This is a genomic window from Peteryoungia aggregata LMG 23059, from assembly GCF_030814435.1.
GTDB lineage: Bacteria > Pseudomonadota > Alphaproteobacteria > Rhizobiales > Rhizobiaceae > Allorhizobium > Allorhizobium aggregatum.
This window is the reverse complement of record NZ_JAUSUW010000011.1, coordinates 38,233-60,844: the sequence shown is the minus strand read 5'-3', so window position 1 is coordinate 60,844 and position 22,612 is coordinate 38,233. Positions and strand designations below refer to the sequence as shown.

The following is a 22,612-nucleotide window of genomic DNA, read 5'->3' as shown; positions in this document are numbered from 1 at the left end:
TGGACGTCTCACTCCGATTCTCAGGTCCATGGAAACTTCGCTTTATCTGCCCGTCAAAGGCTTCCTCGAAGACGCAGGCTACACCGTCAAGGGCGAGGTCGGCGGTTGTGATCTCGTTGGTCTCAGCGACGGCGATCCGCCCGTGGTGGTGATCTGCGAGCTGAAGCTCAGCTTCAATCTTGAACTCATCCTGCAGGCCGTCGATCGCGCCTCGGTCGCCGACGAGGTCTGGATCGCCGCACGCGTTTCGGCCAAGGGCAAGGGTCGGGAGAGCGACAAGCGCTACCGCGATCTCTGCCGCAGGCTCGGGATCGGCATGCTTGGCATTTCCGACAAGGGGGATGTCAGCGTCATCGTCGGCTCGGTGACACCGATGCCGCGCACCAATCCGAAACGGCGGTCACGGCTGATGCGCGAGCACCAGCGGCGCAAAGGCGACCCCGCCGTTGGCGGCAGCACACGGACACCGCTGATGACGGCCTATCGGCAGCAGGCGCTGGGCTGTGCGGCCGCCTTGGCGGCAGGTCCGCTCAAGGTGCGGGAGATCAGGGCGCAGGTGCCTGAGGCCGGCAAGATCCTGCAGGCGAATGTCTATGGCTGGTTTGAACGGCATGACCGCGGCGTCTATGGCCTGACCGAGGCGGGACGCGACGCTTTGCAGCGATGGCAGCCGCCAGCCGGGTGAGCGGCTGCCTTGCGATGGCGCAAGGCGCGCCCTGCCGCATCTGTCGGGAAGGGCTGCGGCGCTCGCGCCACAAGCGAGCGCGTTGCCCCCTTGGCGATCAGTCCTGCGGGGCGTCGGTCCGCCTGACCAGCAGCTTGTCGACGCGCCGGCCGTCCATATCGATGACTTCGAAGGACCAGCCCTTGGCGGTGAAGCTGTCCCCGAGCGAGGGCAAGCGCTTGATCTGATCGATGACAAAGCCGGCGACGGTTTCGTAATCCGGGTCACCGTCGAGCGCGAAGCCCATCTCGTCGGCAAACTCGTCGATCGGCATCCAGCCGGCCACGAGAAAGGACCCGTCCTCGCGTTCCAGGAACGGAGGCTCCTCGCCGTCCTCCTCCTGGAAGACACCTGTGATCGCCTCAAGGACGTCACCTGATGTGACGATACCTTCAAAATGGCCGTATTCGTCATAGACGAGCACCATATGCGCCGGCGAGCGGCGGAGCGACTGGATGACATCCATGGCCCCGGCACGGTCCGACATGACAGGGGCATCCCGCATCAGGGCGCGGATGTCGAGATTGGTGCCCTGCAGGAAGGCATCGAGCGCGTCCTTGACGAAGACGACACCGAGAATTTCATCCGAGGCGCCGTTGCGCACCGGCAGGCGCGAGCGTTGCGAGTTGCGCAGCTGTTCGCGGATCGTATCGAGGTCATCCTCGACATCAATGACCTCAACGTCGCGGCGTGGCGTCATCAGACCACGGGCGTTGCGGTCCGCGAGACGCATGACGCCCGAGATCATCTCGGATTCCTCTTCCTCGATGACACCGGCGCTATGCGCCTCGGCGAGCACCGTGCGGATCTCCTCGTCGGTCATTCTCTCCTGCGTCTCACCCTTCTGGCCGAGCAGCGCAAGCACCCCCTTGCCGGAGGCATTGAGCAGCCAGACAAGCGGGAGGGCGACCCTGGAGAGCAGAGACATGGCGGGTGCGACCTTGGCGGCCACGGCCTCCGGCGCGCGCAGCGCGATCTGCTTGGGCACGAGTTCGCCGACGATCAGCGACAGATAGGTGATGGCGACGACGACGGAGCCGACGCCGAGGCCATCGGCCATGGTTTCGGACAGGCCCTGGACCTCAAGCCAGCCGGCGAGGCGCGCACCGAGCGTGGCGCCGGAAAAGGCGCCAGAGAGCACGCCAACCAGGGTGATGCCGATCTGGACAGTGGACAGGAAGCGGCCCGGATCTTCGGCGAGCCTGATGGCGATGGCAGCACCGCGATTGCCCTGATCGGCAAGGAGCTTGAGCCGGACCGGGCGGGAGGAGACGACGGCGAGTTCGGACATGGCGAGAACGCCGTTCACAAGCGTCAGAAAAACAACGATGGAGATTTCGGTTAACACGAGAGGTCCATTGGTTTCGCCGGGGTGCTTCGAAGCCAGGCGGCTGCGCGACCCGGGATGCCGATCAGCCGGCCAGTCCCACCGCTCCTGACCAGCGCCGGGAGGGCACTGCAGCAAACGTCGACAGCCCCATATACGGCATCAGGGCTTGTCGCTGCAACCGGATGCGAGATCAAAGTTCCGCGTCCGGACCAGAGGCCCGGACATTCGAGGCAGAAGGCACGCGTCTTCACGGGGGCCTCCTTCCTGCCAAGACAAGGCGCTGCCCGAGCCGCACGCCTGCTCCACAATCAATGCAGCGCCGCACTGGCCGCCAACCGCTCGTCCTTGTCGTGCAAGGCGTAGCGATCAACCATGTCGGCGCTCGCCTCATTGAAGCCGAGGACATCGACGTCTATGCCGGCCTTGCGGTATTTCAGCACGATCTTGTCGAGCGCCCCGACGGCTGTGATGTCCCAGAGATGGGCGGCTGTCACGTCAATGACCACCTTCTGGGCGATGTCTGAGAAATCGAAGGCGTGAATGAAGCTTTCGGCCGAGGCGAAGAAGATCTGGCCCGTGACGCGGTAGGTGACAGCCCCCGATGCCTCGTCGGCATGGCGGGTGACACGGAAGAGCTTGGCCACCTTGCCGGCGAAGAAGATGCCGGACAGCAGCACGCCGACGATGACGCCCTTGGCGAGGTCATGGGTCGCCACGACTGTCACCACGGTTGCCAGCATGACGACGGAGGACTGCCAGGGATTGCGACGCAAATCGAGAATAGAGCGCCAGGAGAAGGTGCCGATCGAGACCATGATCATGACGGCGACGAGGGCGGCCATCGGGATGATGCGGACGAGATCGTCGAGCACGACGATCAGGAAGAGCAGGAAGGCGCCAGCGACGAAGGTGGAGAGGCGCCCGCGGCCGCCCGAGGTGACATTGATGACCGACTGGCCGATCATGGCGCAGCCGCCCATGCCGCCGATCAGCGCCGAGGCGATGTTGCCCGTGCCCTGGCCAATGCATTCCTGGCTCTTGTTGCTCGGCGTGTCCGTCATGTCGTCGACGATCTGGGCTGTCAGCAAGGACTCGAGCAGGCCGACGGCGGCGAGCGTGATCGAATAGGGCAGGATGATCTGCAGTGTCTCCCAGGTGAGCGGCACCTGCGGCAGCAGGAAGACGGGCAGCGTCGAGGGCAGTTCGCCGAGATCACCGACGGTGCGCAGGTCCATGCCCGTCCACCAGGCAAGCGTCGTCAGGACCGCGATGGCGACGAGCGGCGACGGGATCGCCTTGGTCACATAGGGGAAGAGATAGATGATCCCCAGGCCGCCGGCGATCATGGCATAGGTCAGGCCTGGGACGCCGATCAGTTCCGGCAGCTGCGCCATGAAGATCAGGATGGCGAGCGCGTTGACGAAGCCGGTGATGACCGAGCGCGAGACGAAGCGCATGACCCGCCCGAGCTTCAGGAAGCCGGCGAGGATCTGGATGAGACCCATCAGGATGGTGGCGGCGAAGAGATATTGCAGCCCGTGTTCCTTGACCAGCGTCACCATGATGACGGCGGTGGCAGCGGTGGCGGCCGAGATCATGCCGGGACGCCCGCCGACAAAGGCGGCGACGCAGGCAATCGCAAAGGAGGCATAGAGGCCGACCTTGGGGTCAACGCCGGCGATGACCGAGAAGCCGATCGCCTCTGGGATGAGGGCGAGCGCCACGACGATGCCAGACAGGATATCCCCACGGATGTTGGAGAACCACTCGCGGCGGTAGTTGATGAAGGTTTGCATTGTTGATTTTTCACAGTTGTTGCAACGGTCCGAGCAGGTCTCGGTCCTGGAAGGGGCAATGGGTTGCGTTGCTGTGTTGTCTGGCGGATCGGCGGCCAGAAGAGCCACCCGGGGTTTCACCGGGTCCTTGTGGATGGCTTTCGTGTAGCCGAAAGCCTGCGGCGGCGCAACAATAGCGGGCTGCCTTGCAGACACCGCTGCTCGCCAGAGGCGGTGCAAAACAAGAAAGGCGGCCCTTGCGGAGCCGCCTTTCTGCCTCGGGAGGAGCCGCCCGTCAGGGGCGGTAGATCTGGTCGAAGACACCGCCCTCGCCAAAATGCTCGGCCTGCGCCCTGCTCCAGCCGCCAAACAGCGGGTCGTCGATGGTGACGAGATCGAGCTTCGGCAGCGCCGGGCCGGAGCCCGATGGCACGAGCTCGGGGCGCGACGGGCGGTAGAAGTGTTTGGCCGCGATCTGCTGGCCTTCCGGCGAATAGAGATATTGCAGATAGGCTTCGGCCTCCTTGCGTGTGCCCTTCCGGTCGACATTGTGGTCAACCACGGCGACCGGGGGTTCGGCGAGGATCGAGCGCGACGGCATGACGATCTCGAAGCTATCGGCGCCGAATTCCTCGCCGGCGAGATAGGCCTCGTTTTCCCAGGAGATCAGCACGTCGCCGATCTCGCGCTGGGCAAAGCTGGTGAGCGAACCACGGGCGCCGGTATCGAGAACCGGGACGCGGCGGTAGATCTCGGCGACATAGGCGCGGATCTTCTCCTGGTCGCCGGAAAACTCCCGGTCGGCCCAGGCCCAGGCGGCAAGATAGTTCCAGCGGGCGCCGCCTGATGTCTTGGGATTGGGGGTGACGATCTGCACGTCGCCCTTGACCAGGTCACCCCAGTCCTTGATGCCCTTCGGATTGCCCTTGCGCACCAGGAAGACGATGGTGGAGGTATAGGGGGCGGAATTGTTGGGCAAGCGCTGGCGCCAATCCGGCGCAACCAGCTTTGCACGCTCGGCGATGATGTCGATATCGCTCTGCAAAGCGAGCGTCACGACATCGGCGTCAAGCCCTTCGATGACCGCACGGGCCTGACGGCCCGAGCCGGCATGCGACTGGTCGATCGTGATGGTCTCGCCCGTCTGGGCCAACCAGTGACGGGCGAAGGCGGCGTTGTAATCCTGGTAGAATTCACGCGTCGGATCATAGGACACGTTGAGAAGCTCTGTCCCTTTTGCCGGCATCACCAGACCGGTCGACAGGCTCAGGCCAACCAGGAATGCTGCAAGATGTTTTCCCATGCCCGTCATCGTCGGTGCCTCCTCGCTGGCGTTAACGATTTTAGACTACCGAACAGGTCGTCTTAGTCAACGTGGCCGCGAAAATAGCAAAACGGTTCTCCACGCGCCCCGCATCAGCGATACGGGCATGCTCCGCCCTCGGGTCATGTCGGGCAAGCGCTTCTGCCGAAACCCGCTTCCGCAGAATTTTATGAATGAGGCCCGAGGAGGCGGACGGGCGAGACTCGCCGCTGCAGAAAAGATCGGCATATGCCTCCGCATCGCGCCTCAGAAGGAGGCAGTTTCATCCCCGCCCGGACCGCAATTCCTCCCCCGAACAGCCCCTCCGGCGATGAAACAACAGTCACAAAAGGGTGATTGCAATAAAAAACGATCGTTGTTCACCATAGTTAAATAGTAGCAAACTTCCGACCTAACCCATTGTTTTCATACACCACAAATTTCAAGTGCCAAACAGGATACCGGGTATTTTCACCGAACCAATCAGTTCGATTGCGCGCAAAGGGCTATTGCATTCCCAATCAGAATGCGCCAAATACATCTCATCGAACCGAGCAGTTCGATTTGCACGGTTCAAAAAAGGTACACGACAATGAAGTTCATCGCAGCAGCACTCCTCACATCCCTCGCAGGCGCTTCGGCCGCTTTCGCGCTGGAGCCAGTCCCGGGCTCCATCACCTATGGCGGTGCGCAGCCAAGGCTCGAACAGGCACCGGCCGGTTCGAACTTCTTCCACACCTTCTATCTCAACGGACACGAAGTCCATGAGATCTACAAGGTGAATGCAGACCGGTCCGTCGCGCTTGTCTCCCGCACAGTCGCAAACGACTGACGCGGGGCACAGGACGGCCCTCCCCCCGCCCTGAAAGACTGACCACAGACAGCATACCCCCAGACAGCAGACCATAGACAAATCACAGACAAACCACGACCAACAACACAATCATGAGCTGAATACGAAGCGTATCGCTCAATCCAGAATAAGGAAACAAGACCATGAAGACCATCATCTCTGCCGCCCTCATCGCCCTCGCTGCCGGCACGTCTGCCTTCGCCGCGATCCAGCCGATCCCGGGCTCGCTCACCTATGACAACGCAAACGTCCAGCTCGAAAAGGCTCCTGCCGGTTCGACCTTCCTCCACACCTTCGCCAATGGCGACGGCCGTGATGTCCGCGAAGTCTACAAGGTCAATGCCGACAAGTCGGTCACCCTGGTGACCCGCTCGGTCTCCAACGCTTCCTAATCGAAGCATCCCAACTCGCGCCTCCCAAGACGCAAAACCATCCAGCGGCAGGCTCGCCCCTCTCCCCCGGCTCCGAGCCGCCGCCCCAAAACGCACACAAGGAACACGATCATGAAGACCATTCTCTCTGCCGCCCTCATCGCCCTCGCTGCCGGCACTTCTGCCTTCGCCGCCATCCAGCCGATCCCGGGCTCGCTCACCTATGACAACGCCAATGTCCAGCTCGAAAAGGCACCTGCCGGCTCGACCTTCCTCCACACCTTCGCCAATGGCGACGGCCGTGATGTCCGCGAAGTCTACAAGGTCAATGCCGACAAGTCGGTGACCCTGGTGACCCGCTCGGTCTCCAACGCTTCCTAATCGAAGCATCCCAACTCGCGCCTCCCAAGACGCAAAACCCTTCGGCGGCAGGCTCGGTCCCCTCTCCCCCGCCCCACTGAGCCGCCGCCACACCCAACGCACACAAGGAACACGATCATGAAGACCATTCTCTCTGCCGCCCTCATCGCCCTCGCTGCCGGCACGTCTGCCTTCGCCGCGATCCAGCCGATCCCGGGCTCGCTCACCTATGACAACGCAAACGTCCAGCTCGAAAAGGCACCTGCCGGTTCGACCTTCCTCCACACCTTCGCCAATGGCGACGGCCGTGATGTCCGCGAAGTCTACAAGGTCAATGCCGACAAGTCGGTCACCCTGGTGACCCGCTCGGTCTCCAACGCTTCCTAATCGAAGCATCCCAACTCGCGCCTCCCAAGACGCAAAACCATCCAGCGGCAGGCTCGCCCCTCTCCCCCGGCTCCGAGCCGCCGCCCCAAAACGCACAAAAGGAAACAAGACCATGAAGACCATCATCTCTGCCGCCCTCATCGCCCTCGCTGCCGGCACGTCTGCCTTCGCTGCGATCCAGCCGATCCCGGGCTCGCTCACCTATGACAACGCAAACGTCCAGCTCGAAAAGGCTCCTGCCGGCTCGACCGTCCTGCACACCTTCGCCAATGGCGACGGCCGTGATGTCCGCGAAGTCTACAAGGTCAATGCCGACAAGTCGGTGACCCTGGTGACCCGCTCGGTCTCCAACGCTTCCTAATCGAAGCATCCCAACTCGCGCCTCCCAAGACGCAAAACCATCCAGCGGCAAACTCGCCCCTCTCCCCCGGCTCCGAGCCGCCGCCCCAAAACGCACAAAAGGAACACGATCATGAAGACCATCATCTCTGCCGCCCTCATCGCCCTCGCTGCCGGCACGTCTGCCTTCGCCGCGATCCAGCCGATCCCGGGCTCACTCACCTATGACAACGCAAACGTCCAGCTCGAAAAGGCTCCTGCCGGCTCGACCTTCCTCCACACCTTCGCCAATGGCGACGGCCGTGATGTCCGCGAAGTCTACAAGGTCAATGCCGACAAGTCGGTGACCCTGGTGACCCGCTCGGTTTCCAACGCTTCCTAATCGAAGCATCCCAACTCGCGCCTCCCAAGACGCAAAACCATCCAGCGGCAGGCTCGCCCCTCTCCCCCGGCTCCGAGCCGCCGCCCCAAAACGCACAAAAGGAACACGATCATGAAGACCATCATCTCTGCCGCCCTCATCGCCCTCGCTGCCGGCACGTCTGCCTTCGCTGCGATCCAGCCGATCCCGGGCTCGCTCACCTATGACAACGCAAACGTCCAGCTCGAAAAGGCTCCTGCCGGCTCGACCGTCCTGCACACCTTCGCCAATGGCGACGGCCGTGATGTCCGCGAAGTCTACAAGGTCAATGCCGACAAGTCGGTCACCCTGGTGACCCGCTCGGTCTCCAACGCCTCCTGATTATCCAAGGGTGCGTGGTGGGCCTCGGGGCTTCGGCCCCGGGGCCTTTTTTGTTCTCTGGAAACGTGAAAGCCCCCGGCGGGATCTCCGCTCAGTGGGGAGTATCGCCGGCATTTGCGGCGGCATCGGCCAGACTGGTCGTCAACAGCACGGCACGGGTCTCGTCGGCCACGCGGGCGAAGACGCGGCGGATCTCGCAATCGGTCTCGCCGTCGCAATCCTCGCAGGGGCGATAGGCTGTCAGCGACAGACACGGCAAGGGCGCGACGGGGCCGTCGATCAGGCGCAGCACTTCGCCATAGGTGATGTCGCTCGCCGGCCGCAGCAGCAGATAGCCGCCCTGCTTGCCGCGCCGGCTCTCGACCATGCCGCCACGTTTCAGATCGAGCATGATCTGCTCGAGAAATTTCTTCGGGATTTTCTGCTGTTCGGCAATCTCGGGGATCTGGATGGGTTCGCCCGGCTCGGCGCGAGCGAGAAGTGTCAGCGCCCGGAGCGCATATTTGGCTTTCTGCGTGATCATCCGGCTTATCCTGCGGCCTGCGGCTGCCCGCTTGCTGGGCAGGCCATAGCGCAAATCGCCGGCGCGTTCAAATGGCAAGAACGGGCAGCCCCGACAGGAATTGCCGCGAATTACTCCGCTCATGGAGATATTTGCTCACCCGCGCCGTTTGCGCGGAAGGCGTTTTCTATCCTGCCAGGCACCTTTCCGGGATAATGCCGCCAAGAGCAGGGACCTTATGATGACCATTGAACATTCCCGACACTTGGCGGCACAACTGGACCAGCAGTTGGCCTCCGTCGATCTGACAGAACGCCTGCGCATCGTCGCGGGTCTCGACGGCCGCTCCGTCTTCACCACGTCGCTCGGCATCGAGGATCAGGTGATCACAGCGGCCATCGGGCTCGCGGGGCTGCCGATCGACGTCTCCACATTGGAAACCGGACGCCTGTTCAAGGAGACGGTAGACCTGATCGCCGAGACGGAGGAACGCTTCGGCGTGGCCATCCATCGCTTTCACCCGAAGCAGGACGAAATCGACGCCTATGCGGCGAAGTATGGCGTCAACGGCTTTTATGAAAGCGTCGAGGCGCGGCATGCCTGCTGTCATGTGCGCAAGCTGGTTCCCTTGGCAGAGGCGCTTTCCGGCGCCCGCTTCTGGATCACCGGTTTGCGCCGCTCGCAGTCGGGCAACCGAGCTGCCACACCCTTTGCCGAATATGACGCCGAGCGCGATCTGATCAAGGTGAACCCGCTGGCCGACTGGTCGCTCGAGGACATCAACACTTACGTCGAGGCCGAGAGCGTGCCGGTCAATCCGCTGCATGCCCGGGGCTATCCGTCGATCGGCTGCGAGCCCTGTACGCGCGCGATCAAGCCGGGCGAGCCGGAACGCGCCGGGCGCTGGTGGTGGGAGAATGACGAGAAGCGCGAATGCGGGTTGCACGTGCCGGAGGCGGCAGCGTCTTCGGTGCCGACGCCGGCTTGAACTGGAACGAGAATTCACCCCCCTCTGTCACTTCGTGACATCTTCCCCACAAGGGGGGAGAGCGGAGCGCCAGACAGCCGCCTTCCTGCCGATATGGGGCAAGAGCAGCGGCAACCGTTCTCCCCCCTTGTGGGGGAGATGCCGGCAGGCAGAGGGGGGTGCCACGAAATGCCATCGCTAATGGCCATCAAGGCAGACAGAAGACCATGCACACACACACATCCGAATTCGATCCGCATTCCAAGGATCCCGTCACCAAGCCGCCGCTCGATCCGCATCTGAAGGCGCTGGAAAACGAGGCGATCCACATCTTCCGCGAAGTGGCGGCCGAGTTTGAAAAGCCTGTGATGCTCTATTCAATCGGCAAGGACTCGTCGGTTCTCCTGCACCTGGCGCGCAAGGCCTTCTTCCCCGGTCGCGTGCCCTTCCCGCTGATCCATATCGATACTGGCTGGAAGTTCCCGGAAATGATCGCGTTTCGTGACGCGACGGCGGAGAAGTTCGATCTTGACCTGATCGTGCATACCAATCCGCGCGGCAAGGAAGAAGGCATCGGCCCGTTCAGCCATGGCTCTTCCTATCATACCGACGTGATGAAGACGGAAGCGCTGCGCCAGGCGCTCGACGCCGGCAAGTATGACGCAGCCTTTGGCGGCGCGCGGCGCGACGAGGAAGCCTCCCGCGCCAAGGAGCGCATCTATTCCTTCCGCACGCCCGACCACAAATGGGATCCGCGCAACCAGCGTCCGGAACTGTGGAACATCTATAACGGCATGATCCGCCGGGGTGAAAGCGTGCGCGCCTTCCCGCTGTCGAACTGGACCGAAGTCGACATCTGGCGCTACATCCAGGCTGAAAATATCGAACTGCCGCCGCTCTACTATGCGAAGAAGCAGAAATACGTCGAGCGCGACGGCATGCTGATGTGGGCTGGGGATCCGCGCTTCGAGCCGCTTCCCGGCGAAGAGATCCAGGAAGGCATGTTGCGTTTCCGCACACTCGGCTGCTGGCCGCTCACCGGCGGCATCCGCTCCCATGCGACGACCCTCGACGAGGTTATCGCCGAACTCGAAATCGCCACCGTCTCCGAACGCCAGGGCCGCGCCATCGACCGCGACCAGGCCGGATCGATGGAAAAGAAGAAGCGCGAAGGATATTTCTGATGACTGCTCCTGCCACTCTCGCCGTCGTCTCCGACGCACCTCACACCGAAGCCGCACCGGTCATTCGCGACTCGCGTCCCCTTCGTCTCATCACCTGCGGCTCCGTCGATGACGGCAAGTCGACGCTGATCGGGCGTCTGCTCTGGGATACCAAGGCCGTCAAGGAAGACCAGGCGGCGACCCTGCGCCGCGATTCCGGCCAGCAGAACGATCTCGGCCTGCCGGATTTCGCGCTTCTGCTCGATGGCCTCCAGGCCGAGCGCGAACAGGGCATCACCATCGATGTCGCCTATCGCTATTTCGCCACCGACCGCCGCTCCTTCATCGTCGCCGACACGCCCGGCCATGAGCAGTATACCCGCAACATGGCAACCGGTGCCTCGACGGCGGATCTGGCGATCCTGCTGGTCGACGCCCGCGCCGGCCTGCTGGAACAGACCCGCCGCCATGCGACCATCGCCTCGCTGATGGGCATCAAGCAGTTCGTGCTGGCGGTGAACAAGTTCGACCTCGTCTCCTACGACAAGGCCGTGTTCGACCAGATCAGCACCGAATTCAAGGCACTGGCGCTGACGCTTGGCGTGCGCCAGGTGACCGCGATCCCGATGTCGGCGCTGAAGGGCGAAAATGTCGTCTATTCCGGCAAGTCGGTCATTCCGTGGTATGAAGGCCCGACGCTGGTCGAGACGCTGGAACTGGCCACGCTACGCTCCGGCCAGTCGACAGGCTTCCGCCTGCCCGTGCAGCGCGTTTCGCGTCCGGGCGAAAGCTTTCGCGGCTATCAGGGCACGGTGGCCGGCGGCGCGGTGAAGCCCGGCGACAGCGTCGCCATCCTGCCCTCCGGCCAGGTGGCCAATGTCAAGCAGATCGTCACCTTCGACCTGGTGCGCAATGCGGCCGTCGCCGGTGACGCGATCACGCTGGTGCTCGACCGTCAGGTGGATGTGGCGCGCGGCGACATGATCGTTTCGCTCGACGCCCAGCCGCAGACGGGGCTCTCCTTCGACGCGCAGCTTGTTGCGCTGCAGCCGGACGGCATCGTGCAGGGCAAGCGCTACTGGCTGAAGGCTGGTTCGCGCCGCCAGCGCGTCCAGGTGGAGCCGGTGCAGCAGCTGGAACTGAAGACCGGCAAATGGCTGCCCGCCGAGATGCTGCAAATGAATGCGATCGGCAAGGTGCATCTTTCCTTCGACGAGACCGCGATCTTTGATCCATACGAACAAAACCGCGGCACTGGCGCCTTCATCCTGATTGACCCCGACACCAACAATACGGTGGCCGGCGGCATGATCACCGCAAGGCGCAGTGAGCTTGGCGGGCTGAACGCCCATGAAGGCCGGGTAATCCTGTCGCTGCCATCAGATCTTGCCGAGCAGCTGCTGGCGACCGAGCTTCTGGCCAACCGCCGCGACGAAGTCGAGACGCGCCGCCTGACAACGGCTGCCGCCCGGCAGTTGCTGGACGACATCGACGGCTAAGGCCTGAGAAACCCGTCTCCGATCCGACGGCCCGCCTCGCGCGGGCCGTTTGTTGTTTGCCTGCAAGACACGGTGCAGTGGGTTTTCTTCTGAAAACCTTACGCTAATATGGCGATGTATCTGTGCTGGGGTTCGCATGCGTCGAGACGAGAATGGGAATGGCGAGACCCTGCTCTCTCTCGCTGACACACTGGCCGAAAGCGGGTTGTCGAAACTTGTGCTGCATGCCTGGGAGCGGCGTTACGGCTTCAAGCCGGCCAATCGCAGTGCAAGCGGACGACGTTTTTATACAGCAGGTCAAGTGGAGCGGCTGCGGCAGCTAAAGACCTGCAGCGATGCCGGTTACCGGATCGGAGCGCTGATGCCGCTGACGCCCGAGGCCCTGTTGCGGCTCCATGAGCAGGTGACCGCCACGCAGGGGATGGCGGAAATCGTCGAAGCCGCAGAGGCCCTGGACAACGACACCCTGCAGCACATGCTGCAGGCGCGAGCCGAGGCTCAGGACCCGGAAACCTTCATCCGTCGCACCGCCCTGCCGCTCATGCACGAGATCGGTGCCCGCTGGGCAGCCGGCCGCCTCTCGATCGCGGCGGAACACATGACCACGGCACAGATCAAGCGGATCCTCGGCAGCATGTTCGATCGATGCGTGCCGCCCCCCCGGGATGCCCCACGCCTGATCGCCACCACGCCCGAGCGGGAGGAGCACGACATCGGCGCGCTGATCGTGACGCTTATCGCGCGGCTGCACGGGTGGAACGCCCTGTTTCTCGGCGCCAGCCTGCCCGCCGAGGAAGTGGCAGAGGCAGCCCATCGCCGGCAGGCGCGCGTTGTCTGCCTCAGTGCGCTGACAGGACGGGGCAAAGCTCTGGAACGGCATCTGCTCGATCTCAGGACAAAGCTGACGGCAACCATCGGCATCTGGATCGGCGGCTATGCCTATAGCTCGCTGCAGCCGATTGCGGGCACAACATTCCTCGCCGATCTCGACGCCTTCACTGCAGCGCTCTCCGAGGAAGCCAGCATGCTGCCTCTGGCGGTCTGAGGATCACGCCTCACCTTACCAGACACCACATCCATCGGAGAGGCATCACGCCTGCCTTGCGGTGGAGCCGCGTTGAACAAGCTGGTAGCCAAGGTCGACCAGCTTCGGCGGCGGTGCGCCACTGCCGGCCGCACGGATGATCATATCGACGGCACGGTAGCCAATCTCGTAGCGCGGCACCCGGACCGAGGTGATCGCCGGGAAGGCGAAACCGGCATAGTCGAGATCGTTGAAGCCGCAGATACCGAAGTCCAGGGGGACGGAGAGACCACGACGCTGACATTCGAACAGCGCGCCGAGCGCAATGTCGTCATTGTGGCAGAAAGCGGCATCGGCATCCGGAAACTCAGCCTTCAGGCGGCCGAGCAGATGACAGCCAAGGCCGACGCTGCTCTGGCTGTCGATCGACAGCACCAGCGCGGGATCGAAGAGCCCGGCCTCCTCAAGCACGGCCTGATAGCCTTCGAGACGCCGGCGGGCGCGGAAATCCCAGGCCCCACCCAAGAGGGCGATCCGGCGATAGCCGCGTTCCAGCAGATGCCGCGTGGCCGTTTCGGCGGCGAGCCGATGATCGATGCCGACGGCCATGTCGGAGGGTTGACGGCTGACATCCATGATCTCGACGACCGGACAGGGCGCTCGCCGCAACAACTCATCGATGGCGAGATCACCGATCTGGCCGACATGGATCAGACCCGCAGGGTTCTGGGAGAGAAAGAAGCGCAACAGCCGGAGCTGATCCTCGGCATTGGTGTCGGAACTTGCATATTGGATGCGCAGATCTGATGGGCGTACCCGGTCCTCGATGCCGCGGATCACGGCCAGGAAGGAATGGCTCGTGAGTGCCGGCGAAACAACACCGATGAGGCCGCTGTTCTTGCTGGCAAGGGCCCTTGCCGCAAGATCCGGCACATACCCCATATCCTCGACCACCTTCAGGATGGCTTCCCGAAGCGGAGGCGACACTTTTTCCGGATCGCGTAGCGCCCGTGAGACGGTGATCGCGCTGACACCTGCATTCTGCGCAACGTCCGACAGCGTGACCTTGTCCTGACGCTGCCGACGCCTTCTCGTTCCTGGTATCATGCCCACCGAGCCCGCCGACTACAATCCATGGTGGAATATCACAAATCAGACAAATGTAACCCGCAACACTCCCATGCAAGTGAAGATAGCCTAATCTTTTTTTGTTAGCAATGATTTGCGGCGAATATTAACGGTTTGCCACAGGTGGCGGCGATGACTATTCACTACCATTGTTTGCAATCAATACAACTTGAGGCTTGAGATGCGGGTAGATCTGGCAAATCCCATAGGTGGGGGAACGCAGGGATACAATGCGCACAGATCCGCCTAGCCCAAACATCATGGTGATGAATTTCAGGAATTTTTCGGGATTTTCGGGAGACTAGACTGGTCGGAGTGGAGTGATTCGAACACTCGACCCCCACGTCCCGAACGTGGTGCGCTACCAGACTGCGCTACACTCCGTGACCAGCGGCGCCTCTATAGACCAGCGATTTTCGTTGCACAAGCGTGGAAACGCAAATTCGCGGAAGAAAGTTGAAGTTTTCGTGACGGACCGCCGCATACTACTGATTTCACTGGGGGAATGGCCGAAGCCTGATGTCGGGCCGCAATCGATCTGCAACGATCGCAGCAAGCGGAACAGGGAACAGAAGTCGGCGGTGCTCGTTGCGCAGATGTCACCCACAACAATTTTGCACGCGGATGCGCACCGGTACGTTTCTTGCATCGCGATTTCGCAGTAAAGCAGTCGCGGGACAGAGACCGCCAGGGCTGCAGACAAACGGATGCTGGCACTTCCCATTCATGGGGTTCAGGGACAATGACAATGAATTTGCGGACAAGCACCACAACGGGACTGATCGCGGCGCTTTGCCTGGCAGTTGCCGGCTGCACCACGACGGGCACACCGAAAAACGAGATCGAGACGCGCTGGAACGGCCAACAGGCAGGCGCCTTCTTCGCCAAGTTCGGCCCGCCGGTCTCGGATGCCGCCTCGGGCGCTTCGACGCTCTACACCTGGCGCGGTGGCTTCAACACCCGCGTCGTACCCGCGACCTACGAGGACCTCGGCGACGGTAAGAAAGGCAAGCTTCTGACCCGGGCACGGACGGAGTATCTGCGCTGCGAGGTACAGCTTACCGTATCGTCCGACTATATCATCCGTGGGGTGCGCACGGTGGTCGATCGCCCGGGTACGAACGGTGGCAAGAGCTATTGCGCGGAATTCCTGACGGCCAGCTGAAACCCTCCGTCAGCAAGATCAGAGCCTCCGGCCGAAAGGTACGGGGGCTTTTTCATGTCTGCAGACGGAAGATAGTCACATTAATGGCGCTCTGGGGACTGCTGTCCCTCGCCGTCCGGGCCTCATGCCCCCGGGACGCCCGGTCGAAGGCGAATACGGGAGAGCGCCGTGGATGACGCCCTCCCCGATACGCAATACAGAAACCGAGCGCTTCGCGACGCATTACCTTGGTGGAAGCGAGTTCTATATACAGAGATCAAGGTTAACAGTTGGCTTACAGCGCAAAGAATTTATGGTTAACTTTCAGTGACCTAGCCGGAGACGTCCGAATCGGTCACCCGCCCTCCACCAAAGCTCGAAAAGCCTTGAAAACCAGCGCACGCAGCGTTTCGTGATCATCTCAGCACTTGACGATGTTCTTGTTTTGTTCAAGATCGTCGCCATGACCCGGACAATCGACACACTCGGAAAAGCGCTGCGCCATAACATGCTGGTGGTCGCCACCTGTCGCGACTGCCAACGCCAGGCGCGGTTCACGGCATCCGATCTCGCCAAGTTCTACGGCCAGGGCCGCGACCCCCATTCGCTGAAGTTCCGCTGCACCCATTGCGACAACAGGAACTGCAAGGTGACGATCATGGACAATCCCTATGATCGCACGCCAGAGACGGTGGTCTGGCGACCGGTGAAGATCAGGCTGTGATACGCCCGAGGGGCCGGCAGCGAAGCCTGAGGAGCATGACCTGCCGATCAACGCAGGACCGGATAGCCGGCAGCAATCGCGACCTGCTCATGCTCAAGCAGGATGTCATAGGCCCCTTCCTCCAGCACGAGCACGTCCGTCAGCCCAAGGGTCGCGCGCGCATCGGCAAGCTCCGGGGCGGTGATTGCGGCGCGCAAGGCGGCGCGGAGGCCGGCAAGCTCTCCATCCGTGGCGGAGAGCCGGGTAATGAAGGGAAGATTGGGGCCGGACGGCGTCTCTGCGAGGATCGCGAGCCCCTCCAGACGCTCCGGGGCGTGGCGGTGCAGGAGATCGTAGGTGATGCAGTCGATGGCCGCGAGATCGGCATCGCCGCAGCGCACGGCCGCCATGCTGGCCAGGTGGCCGCCGGTCTCGAGCAGACCTGAGAAAAACGGCCGCCCACCGGCATGGGGGGCGACGGCGGCGCGCAGGAGATTGTAGCCGGAATTGCTGCCCTGCTCGTTGAGCGCGACCCTGAGACCAGCGCAGGCGGCAAGGCTCGCCGGAGCATCCTTCGCCCGCGTGACGATGACGCTGCGCATGGTTGGCCCGTCGCAGCCGGGTGCAACATAGACAGGGGTGGCAACGAGACGCACCCTGCCCCTCAGGTGCTTGACGAAGGGAAAGCCGCAGGTCTGGGCGATGAGCAGGCGCGGATCGAGCCAGGCCTCATGATGGGGCATTTCTTCATCGAGGTTCTCGGGCACGCCGGAAAGGCCCTGATCGCGCAGATGGTCGCGCAGGAAGACCCAGACTGCCCGTTGCGCCTGGAGCACCACTGATGGTGCGACATACATCGCAAGGCTTGCGAGCCTCGTCTCTGCCGCGCCGCTCAGGAGTGCCTCGGATGGGTGGGGCGGTCATGCTGGCGGAACAGAAATCGGCGGGCGACATCGAGATAGCCGCGATAGACCAGCCCGCCGTTCAGGCGCACGAGGAAATCGCGATGCCGCTCGTAGATGCCGGGCAGCATGTACCAGGGCAGTGCCGGCACACGGTGATGCAGCACATGCAGGTTGTTGTAGAGGAACAGCAGACCGAAGAGCGGGCTCCTCTCGACGATGGCCGTCCGCTCCTCGTGGTTGTCGGCAAACCGGTGCTCCGCATAGGAGCGCAGGCGCGAGAGCGCCGTGCCGCAATAGACGAAGCCGAAGAAGAAAAGCAGGAAAGGCATGTCGCAGACGACGAGCACCCACCAGAGGACTGCGGCGACGCCGAGCACGTGCCAGACCCAGAGACGACGGCTATCGCCCTCGCCGCGGATCACCTTGACGGCCTCATGCCAGAGGAAAGAGCCGAGGATGATGGCGGGTCCGACCGTCAGGCGACCGATCAGCGTCAGGTTGAATTCGCGCAGCGTGCGGCCGAACCAACCGAAGCGATCCCAGTCCTGGCTGGTGAAATAATAGGATTCCGGATCCTCGATCGGATCGGTCAGGTGCTCGTCGCGGTGATGGGCGAGATGGCTCTGCTTGTACACATGATAGGGCAGCCAGAGCGAAATCGGCGGGACGCCGATTGCATCGTTGATCCAGACATGGCGGGTCGGATGATTGTGGATGACCTCGTGCTGCAGCGAACCGTGCCAGGCAATCAACCAGGCCCCTGCTGGCACCAGGATCAGAAGCGGGATGTCGCGCCAGAAATATGTGACGGCAAGAAAGCCCCCGTAGATCAGAAAGGCCAATGCGACGGTCGGCCATTCGATGCGCGCGATGCGCGGTATTGCGATCTCACCCTCGGCAAGATGTGCCATGCAGTCCCCGTAAACGAATCCTCATGGAAGGACAGATTAGCTGATTTGTGCGCGATGCGATGGAGTAAAAGCGGCGCGGGACGGCGCGAAAACAGCAGAAAACGGCGCATATCTGCCAAAAAAGGCAGTCCCCTGGCCGGAAAGGCCGCGAGGTGGCATGCAAAGGGAGCGGGCCAGACACGCCGATCGCGACGATTGCCACTGTCGGGCTAATCGGCTAGAGCGAAAGCTTCCTCTGTCCGTCAAATTTAAACCGGTGATGTCGAACGCCCCATGGTTGCAGATGCCAAGAGCCATCTTGAGGTTTTCCTCGAGAACAGAGCGGCCCTGGTGGATTATGCTGCCCGGCTGCTGGGCTCGCGCGACCAGGCGGAAGACATCGTTCAGGACGCGTTTCTGCGGCTGAAACCGGTGGACAGCGAGGACTACACCCCGCGCCAGGTGCTCGCCTATCTCTACAGCATCGTGCGCAACCTCGTCTTCGACGCGATGAAGCGGCGCACGATCGAAGCCCGCGGGCGCGAGGTCGATCCACCCTTCTGGATCTTGCCGCAGGATCCCGGCTCGCCGGAAGAGTCGGTTCTCTTCGCTGACCAGGCACGGGTCGCCTCCCGGGCACTGGACGCGCTGCCGCCCGAGACCCGCCGCGCGATCGAGCTTTACCGGATGGAAGGATGGACACTGGAGGCAATCGCTGCCGAGTTGAAGATCTCGGTGGCGACGGCCCACCGGATGATCCGCGGCGGCATGGTGAAGATCGCGCTGTCGCTGGACAGGGCCACGCACTGAATTCATGACGGGCAAAAATACCGGGGGACGCATGAAAAAAAGCAGCGGGTCAATCGTATATCCAGCAGCCACAGATGAGTTCGCCGCAGATGCGGGCACGTCTTGCGGCCACGCCGGGTGCTGCCCCGACGCGGCGGCGCAACAACGAAGCAATCAGGGAACAGCCGGCCGGTGAGCGTCACGGATCAGCCACAACAGCAGGACGAATTGCTTCTCGAAGAGGCGATGGACTGGCTCATGCGTCTGCGCGATGCGCCGACCGACCCTGAACTCATCACCGAATGGGAGAGCTGGCTGCAGGCCTCCGATGCCCATGCGGCCGCCTGGACACGGATCTGTCGCACCTGGGCGGCGCTTGGCGAGGGGCCCACAGCATCGCCGGCCCCGGACGTACGCAGTCCAACGCATCAGGCACTGCAAAGGGCAACGGATGCGGAGCGGCACCAAAGGGCGCAGTTCCCGCGCCGCAGCTTCGGGCTCGCAGCCGCCGCCCTGCTCTCCATCGTGATCGTCGCCTCAGTCTTCGGCCCCGACCTGCGGATCCGCATGGAGGCGGATTTCCGCACCGGCACCGGCGAGACCGAGATGGTGACGCTCGCCGATGGATCGCGGGTGACGCTGGCACCTCAAACGGCGCTGGCCGACGATTTCGACGGCCTGTCCCGCCAGGTGCGGCTGCTTTCGGGCGAAGCCTATTTCGAGGTCGAACGCGATGCGGAACGGCCATTCGTGGTCGAGGCCCGGGATGCTTCGGTGCGCGTGCTCGGCACCGCCTTCAGCGTGCGCGACACGGGCCAGGGAACACGCGTCGAACTCGCCCATGGCGCCATCGCGCTCAGTGTTCAGGGTGCGGCCAACGGCGACGAGATCGTGCTTGCCCCCGGCGATGTCGTGACCGTCGACCGCCGGCAGGGCAAGGCGGAACGCAGTCATGTCGATCCCGGCGAAATCGCGCTCTGGCGGGAGGGCCGCCTGTCGGTCACCGATCAGGCATTCGCCGATGTGGTGGGCCTCATCCAGCGCCAGCACGACGCCTGGATCGTCGTGGCCGACAGCAGCGTGGCGTCGCTGCGGGTAACAGGCCTGTACGATCTCGACGATCCCGACAAGGCGCTCTCGGCGCTGGCCGCACCCTTCGGATTGAAGGTCCGGGCCGTTTCACCCTATCTGCGGGTGATCTCTCAATATTGAAATTAACATTTAATTTCATAGCCTTGATTGTTTTTTCGCGAATTGATCGCAAAAAGATGAATGTTGTCTGAAAAACTTGTCTTTTTCACTCGTATTTACCCTTGAACGCGGCCATGAGCCGGTTTCTGTATGGGGACGAGTATGACTGCTACGAGACTTTCCACGGATCGCGACGCCTTGATCAGAGCTGCGTCGCGCCGCCTTCTGACCACAACAGCCTGCGCCCTGGCGCTTCTGGCGGGGCCCTCCAGCCTGCCCGCCCTGGCGCAGACGGCGGTCGAGACCGCCGCGACGCGGACCTATGACATTCCGGCACAGCCGCTCGCCAATGCGCTGAAGGCCTTCGGCCGGCAGTCGGGTCTGCAGGTGTCGCTGGCGGCAGAGGCTGCCCGTGGTGCGAACTCGGCCGCCGTTTCCGGCAGCCTGACGGCAGATGCTGCCCTGGCCCGCCTGCTTGCCGGCACCGGCCTCACCTATCGCATCAGCAACGGCATTGTCGTGGTCGGCGACCAGTCGTCTGCCGCCACCGGTGGCGCACCGGCTGCTGACGGATCGACCACGATCGGCGAGATCACCGTGACCGGTCAGGGCGCGGCCACAAGCGTCAGTTCGGTCAATATCGGCGCCGAACAGCTCGAAGCCCGCAATCCGGCCAGCATCGCCGATGTCTTCCGCGACGAGGCGGGTGTGAGCGTCGGAAGTTCGATTCCGACCTCGCAGAAGGTCTATGTCAACGGTCTGGAAGAGACGACGCTGGCGGTCACCATCGACGGCAGCCGGCAGAACAACCGCGTCTTTCACCACAATGCCACCACCCTGATCGACCCCTCGCTGCTGAAGGCGGTTGATGTCGACGCGGGTATCGCACCCGCCGATGTCGGGCCGGGCGCCTTGGCCGGCTCGATCGCCTATGAGACGAAGGATGTGAAGGACCTGCTGACCGAAGACGGCTTCGGCGGCATGGTGTCGGAAACCTACAATTCGAACAGCCAGACATTCACCACCGGCCTCGGCGGCTGGGCGATGCAGGACGGCTTCGAATTCCTCGGTTTTGTGAACTACGGCAAGGGTGACAACTACGAAGCCGGTAATGGCGACGAGGTCCGCGGAACCGAAACGAACCTTCTGAGCGGGCTCGGCAAGTTTGCCTATGAGGCCGAGAGCGGCGACCGCTTCGAGATCAGCCACGAACGGGTCCGCGATGATGCTGAGCGACCCTATCGCGCGAACGCCAGCGTGGTCACGACGGGCCGCACCTGGGAGCCTCCCTACCGCAACTACAAGATTGACCGCGACAACACCGTCTTCACCTATACGGACACGACGCCGGAAGGCTGGTGGGACCCGACGGTGCGGCTGGCCTACAGCCATAGCTCGGTTGATACGCCGATCTTCTACGACGACTTCGATGCCAGCACCGACTACACATCCTATGACGGACAGGGCGAGAGCGGCAGCCTGAACGGCAAGTTCGAGAACAAGTTCGCGCTGGAAAACGGCAACATCGTCGCCGGTCTGGACTTCTACCGCGACAAGATCGAACTCGACACCGAACGCGATACTGAGGATGCCACCGAACGCGCCCGGAACGTCGGCATCTATACCCAGGTGCGGATCGAGCCCCTTGATGCCATGCGGCTTTCCTTCGGCGGGCGTGCCGACAAGCAGTGGTTCGAAGGCACGACCGGCGAGAAGTGGGACCACTCCGGTCTCAGCGGCAATGCCTCGGTTGAATATGACCTGACGAGCTTCCTGACGGCCAAGGCCGGCGCGAGCCATGTCTGGGCGGGTATTCCGCTTGCGGAAGCCTTCATCATGAACCCGAACTGGAACTATGGCGTAGAGGGGCCGGAGGTCACGACCGCCAACAATGCCACCGCCGGTCTGGAGTTCCACCATCAGGGCTTCACAGCCGAGGGCAGCCTCTTCCGCAGCATGATCCAGGATGCGCGCGTCGCGAAATGGGCCGCTGCTCGGTCCAACCTGAACTACGATGTCGAGACCTGGGGCTTCGAAGTGGGGGCAGGCTATGACTGGACCGACGGCTTCATCAAGGTGAAGTATGCCAGGATCAACGCCGAGATCGACGGCAAGCCTGCTGATTCCGACACGGGCAGCTATCTGACCACACCGGTTGGCGACATCATCACCGTATCGGCCGCTCACACCTTCAGCGACTGGGGCCTCACCGTCGGCGGCGACATGGAATTTGCGCCGGAATTCGAAGACGGCGCGAACACCTATGCGGCCTACGAAGTGGTCAATCTCTACACCGAGTGGAAGCCGGAACAGCTGCCGCACATGACCTTCCGCGCAGAGGTGCAGAACCTCTTCAACGAGACCTATGCGAGCCGTGCAACCTACGGCCAGGAATTCGACAACGTCGATGAGCTCTACGAGCAGGGCCGCACCTTCCTGCTCTCGGTCAAGGCGACCTTCTGATCAGACAAAACAGCCCTTCGCCGGGGAACCGGCGGAGGGCTTTTCTGTATCGAGTGACGA

Annotated in this window: 24 protein-coding genes, 1 tRNA gene and 1 other annotated feature; of the genes, 17 read left to right on the top strand and 8 right to left on the bottom strand. The window is 62.7% G+C overall.

The window, feature by feature from the left end:
- Window positions 1-28: 28 nt before the first annotated feature.
- Complete coding sequence (locus J2045_RS17615; protein WP_307375115.1) at window positions 29-685, top strand: DUF2161 domain-containing phosphodiesterase; 657 nt, start codon at window positions 29-31, stop codon at window positions 683-685.
- Window positions 686-782: 97 nt separating this feature from the next.
- Here J2045_RS17615 and J2045_RS17610 read toward each other — a convergent pair whose 3' ends face one another.
- The 3 genes from J2045_RS17610 to J2045_RS17600 form a co-directional block, all read right to left on the bottom strand.
- Window positions 783-2,072, bottom strand: a complete 1,290-nt coding sequence (locus J2045_RS17610; protein ID WP_307375114.1) for a hemolysin family protein — start codon at window positions 2,070-2,072, stop codon at window positions 783-785.
- A gap of 290 nt (window positions 2,073-2,362) precedes the next feature.
- Window positions 2,363-3,850 (bottom strand): SulP family inorganic anion transporter, encoded by a 1,488-nt coding sequence (locus J2045_RS17605; RefSeq protein WP_307375112.1) that lies wholly within the window; start codon window positions 3,848-3,850, stop codon window positions 2,363-2,365.
- A gap of 74 nt (window positions 3,851-3,924) precedes the next feature.
- Window positions 3,925-3,980, bottom strand: a sequence feature (sul1 is cis-regulatory element that is thought to sense ions involved in sulfur or methionine metabolism; They are found in Alphaproteobacteria).
- Between the two features lie 144 nt (window positions 3,981-4,124).
- Window positions 4,125-5,141 (bottom strand): sulfate ABC transporter substrate-binding protein, encoded by a 1,017-nt coding sequence (locus J2045_RS17600; protein ID WP_307375110.1) that lies wholly within the window; start codon window positions 5,139-5,141, stop codon window positions 4,125-4,127.
- A 583-nt stretch (window positions 5,142-5,724) separates the two neighbouring features.
- Between J2045_RS17600 and J2045_RS17595 the strand changes: the two genes are divergently transcribed.
- The 7 genes from J2045_RS17595 to J2045_RS17565 all read left to right on the top strand — a co-directional run bounded on the left by J2045_RS17595 (window position 5,725) and on the right by J2045_RS17565 (window position 8,184).
- Window positions 5,725-5,964, top strand: a complete 240-nt coding sequence (locus J2045_RS17595; protein WP_166599615.1) for a hypothetical protein — start codon at window positions 5,725-5,727, stop codon at window positions 5,962-5,964.
- A gap of 164 nt (window positions 5,965-6,128) precedes the next feature.
- Window positions 6,129-6,377: a hypothetical protein gene (locus J2045_RS17590; RefSeq protein ID WP_166600994.1), complete on the top strand. Its 249-nt coding sequence runs from the start codon at window positions 6,129-6,131 to the stop codon at window positions 6,375-6,377.
- Window positions 6,378-6,488: 111 nt separating this feature from the next.
- Window positions 6,489-6,737 carry a hypothetical protein gene (locus J2045_RS17585; RefSeq protein WP_307375108.1) on the top strand — a complete coding sequence of 83 codons (249 nt, stop codon included), beginning with the start codon at window positions 6,489-6,491 and terminating at the stop codon, window positions 6,735-6,737.
- A 117-nt stretch (window positions 6,738-6,854) separates the two neighbouring features.
- Complete coding sequence (locus tag J2045_RS17580; RefSeq protein WP_307375108.1) at window positions 6,855-7,103, top strand: hypothetical protein; 249 nt, start codon at window positions 6,855-6,857, stop codon at window positions 7,101-7,103.
- Between the two features lie 112 nt (window positions 7,104-7,215).
- Window positions 7,216-7,464, top strand: coding sequence for a hypothetical protein (locus J2045_RS17575; RefSeq protein ID WP_307375106.1), 249 nt, complete (start codon window positions 7,216-7,218; stop codon window positions 7,462-7,464).
- Window positions 7,465-7,575: 111 nt separating this feature from the next.
- Window positions 7,576-7,824: a hypothetical protein gene (locus J2045_RS17570; protein ID WP_166600994.1), complete on the top strand. Its 249-nt coding sequence runs from the start codon at window positions 7,576-7,578 to the stop codon at window positions 7,822-7,824.
- A 111-nt stretch (window positions 7,825-7,935) separates the two neighbouring features.
- A complete protein-coding gene (locus tag J2045_RS17565; protein ID WP_307375106.1) occupies window positions 7,936-8,184 on the top strand; it encodes a hypothetical protein in 249 nt (82 codons plus the stop codon).
- Window positions 8,185-8,275: 91 nt separating this feature from the next.
- Here J2045_RS17565 and J2045_RS17560 read toward each other — a convergent pair whose 3' ends face one another.
- Window positions 8,276-8,707: an RrF2 family transcriptional regulator gene (locus J2045_RS17560; RefSeq protein ID WP_166600995.1), complete on the bottom strand. Its 432-nt coding sequence runs from the start codon at window positions 8,705-8,707 to the stop codon at window positions 8,276-8,278.
- 220 nt (window positions 8,708-8,927) lie between these two features.
- Here J2045_RS17560 and J2045_RS17555 point away from each other — a divergent pair, with 220 nt between their 5' ends.
- The 4 genes from J2045_RS17555 (at window position 8,928) to J2045_RS17540 (ending at window position 13,360) form a co-directional block, all read left to right on the top strand.
- Window positions 8,928-9,674: a phosphoadenylyl-sulfate reductase gene (locus J2045_RS17555; RefSeq protein ID WP_307375381.1), complete on the top strand. Its 747-nt coding sequence runs from the start codon at window positions 8,928-8,930 to the stop codon at window positions 9,672-9,674.
- A gap of 206 nt (window positions 9,675-9,880) precedes the next feature.
- Entirely contained in the window at window positions 9,881-10,837 is a 957-nt protein-coding gene (gene cysD / locus J2045_RS17550; RefSeq protein ID WP_307375104.1) for a sulfate adenylyltransferase subunit CysD, read from the top strand.
- Window positions 10,837-12,315, top strand: coding sequence for a sulfate adenylyltransferase subunit CysN (gene cysN, locus J2045_RS17545; protein WP_307375102.1), 1,479 nt, complete (start codon window positions 10,837-10,839; stop codon window positions 12,313-12,315). Before cysD ends, cysN begins: the two co-directional genes overlap by 1 nt.
- A 136-nt stretch (window positions 12,316-12,451) precedes the next feature.
- On the top strand, window positions 12,452-13,360 hold the full coding sequence (locus J2045_RS17540; protein ID WP_307375100.1) for a MerR family transcriptional regulator: 909 nt from the start codon (window positions 12,452-12,454) through the stop codon (window positions 13,358-13,360).
- Between the two features lie 45 nt (window positions 13,361-13,405).
- Here the strand turns inward: J2045_RS17540 and J2045_RS17535 are convergent, their stop codons facing one another.
- Both J2045_RS17535 and J2045_RS17530 read right to left on the bottom strand, forming a co-directional pair.
- Window positions 13,406-14,446, bottom strand: coding sequence for a LacI family DNA-binding transcriptional regulator (locus J2045_RS17535; RefSeq protein ID WP_307375098.1), 1,041 nt, complete (start codon window positions 14,444-14,446; stop codon window positions 13,406-13,408).
- 328 nt (window positions 14,447-14,774) lie between these two features.
- Window positions 14,775-14,851 (bottom strand) — tRNA-Pro (locus J2045_RS17530).
- A gap of 364 nt (window positions 14,852-15,215) precedes the next feature.
- On the opposite strand from J2045_RS17530, the gene J2045_RS17525 reads away from it, so the two are divergent.
- Together J2045_RS17525 and J2045_RS17520 are read left to right on the top strand one after the other, a co-directional pair.
- Window positions 15,216-15,632, top strand: a complete 417-nt coding sequence (locus J2045_RS17525) for a hypothetical protein (protein ID WP_307375096.1) — start codon at window positions 15,216-15,218, stop codon at window positions 15,630-15,632.
- Window positions 15,633-16,074: 442 nt separating this feature from the next.
- Window positions 16,075-16,335, top strand: a complete 261-nt coding sequence (locus J2045_RS17520) for a hypothetical protein (protein WP_307375094.1) — start codon at window positions 16,075-16,077, stop codon at window positions 16,333-16,335.
- Between the two features lie 47 nt (window positions 16,336-16,382).
- On the opposite strand, the gene J2045_RS17515 is transcribed toward J2045_RS17520, so the two are convergent.
- Complete coding sequence (locus tag J2045_RS17515) at window positions 16,383-17,171, bottom strand: phosphate/phosphite/phosphonate ABC transporter substrate-binding protein (RefSeq protein WP_307375092.1); 789 nt, start codon at window positions 17,169-17,171, stop codon at window positions 16,383-16,385.
- A 35-nt stretch (window positions 17,172-17,206) separates the two neighbouring features.
- A complete protein-coding gene (locus tag J2045_RS17510; protein ID WP_307375090.1) occupies window positions 17,207-18,130 on the bottom strand; it encodes a fatty acid desaturase in 924 nt (307 codons plus the stop codon).
- A 273-nt stretch (window positions 18,131-18,403) separates the two neighbouring features.
- Between J2045_RS17510 and J2045_RS17505 the strand changes: the two genes are divergently transcribed.
- The 3 genes from J2045_RS17505 to J2045_RS17495 all read left to right on the top strand — a co-directional run bounded on the left by J2045_RS17505 (window position 18,404) and on the right by J2045_RS17495 (window position 22,552).
- A complete protein-coding gene (locus J2045_RS17505; protein ID WP_307375088.1) occupies window positions 18,404-18,919 on the top strand; it encodes a sigma-70 family RNA polymerase sigma factor in 516 nt (171 codons plus the stop codon).
- Window positions 18,920-19,090: 171 nt separating this feature from the next.
- A complete protein-coding gene (locus J2045_RS17500; protein ID WP_307375086.1) occupies window positions 19,091-20,110 on the top strand; it encodes a FecR family protein in 1,020 nt (339 codons plus the stop codon).
- 141 nt (window positions 20,111-20,251) lie between these two features.
- A complete protein-coding gene (locus J2045_RS17495) occupies window positions 20,252-22,552 on the top strand; it encodes a TonB-dependent receptor domain-containing protein (RefSeq protein ID WP_307375084.1) in 2,301 nt (766 codons plus the stop codon).
- The last annotated feature ends 60 nt before the right edge of the window (window positions 22,553-22,612 follow it).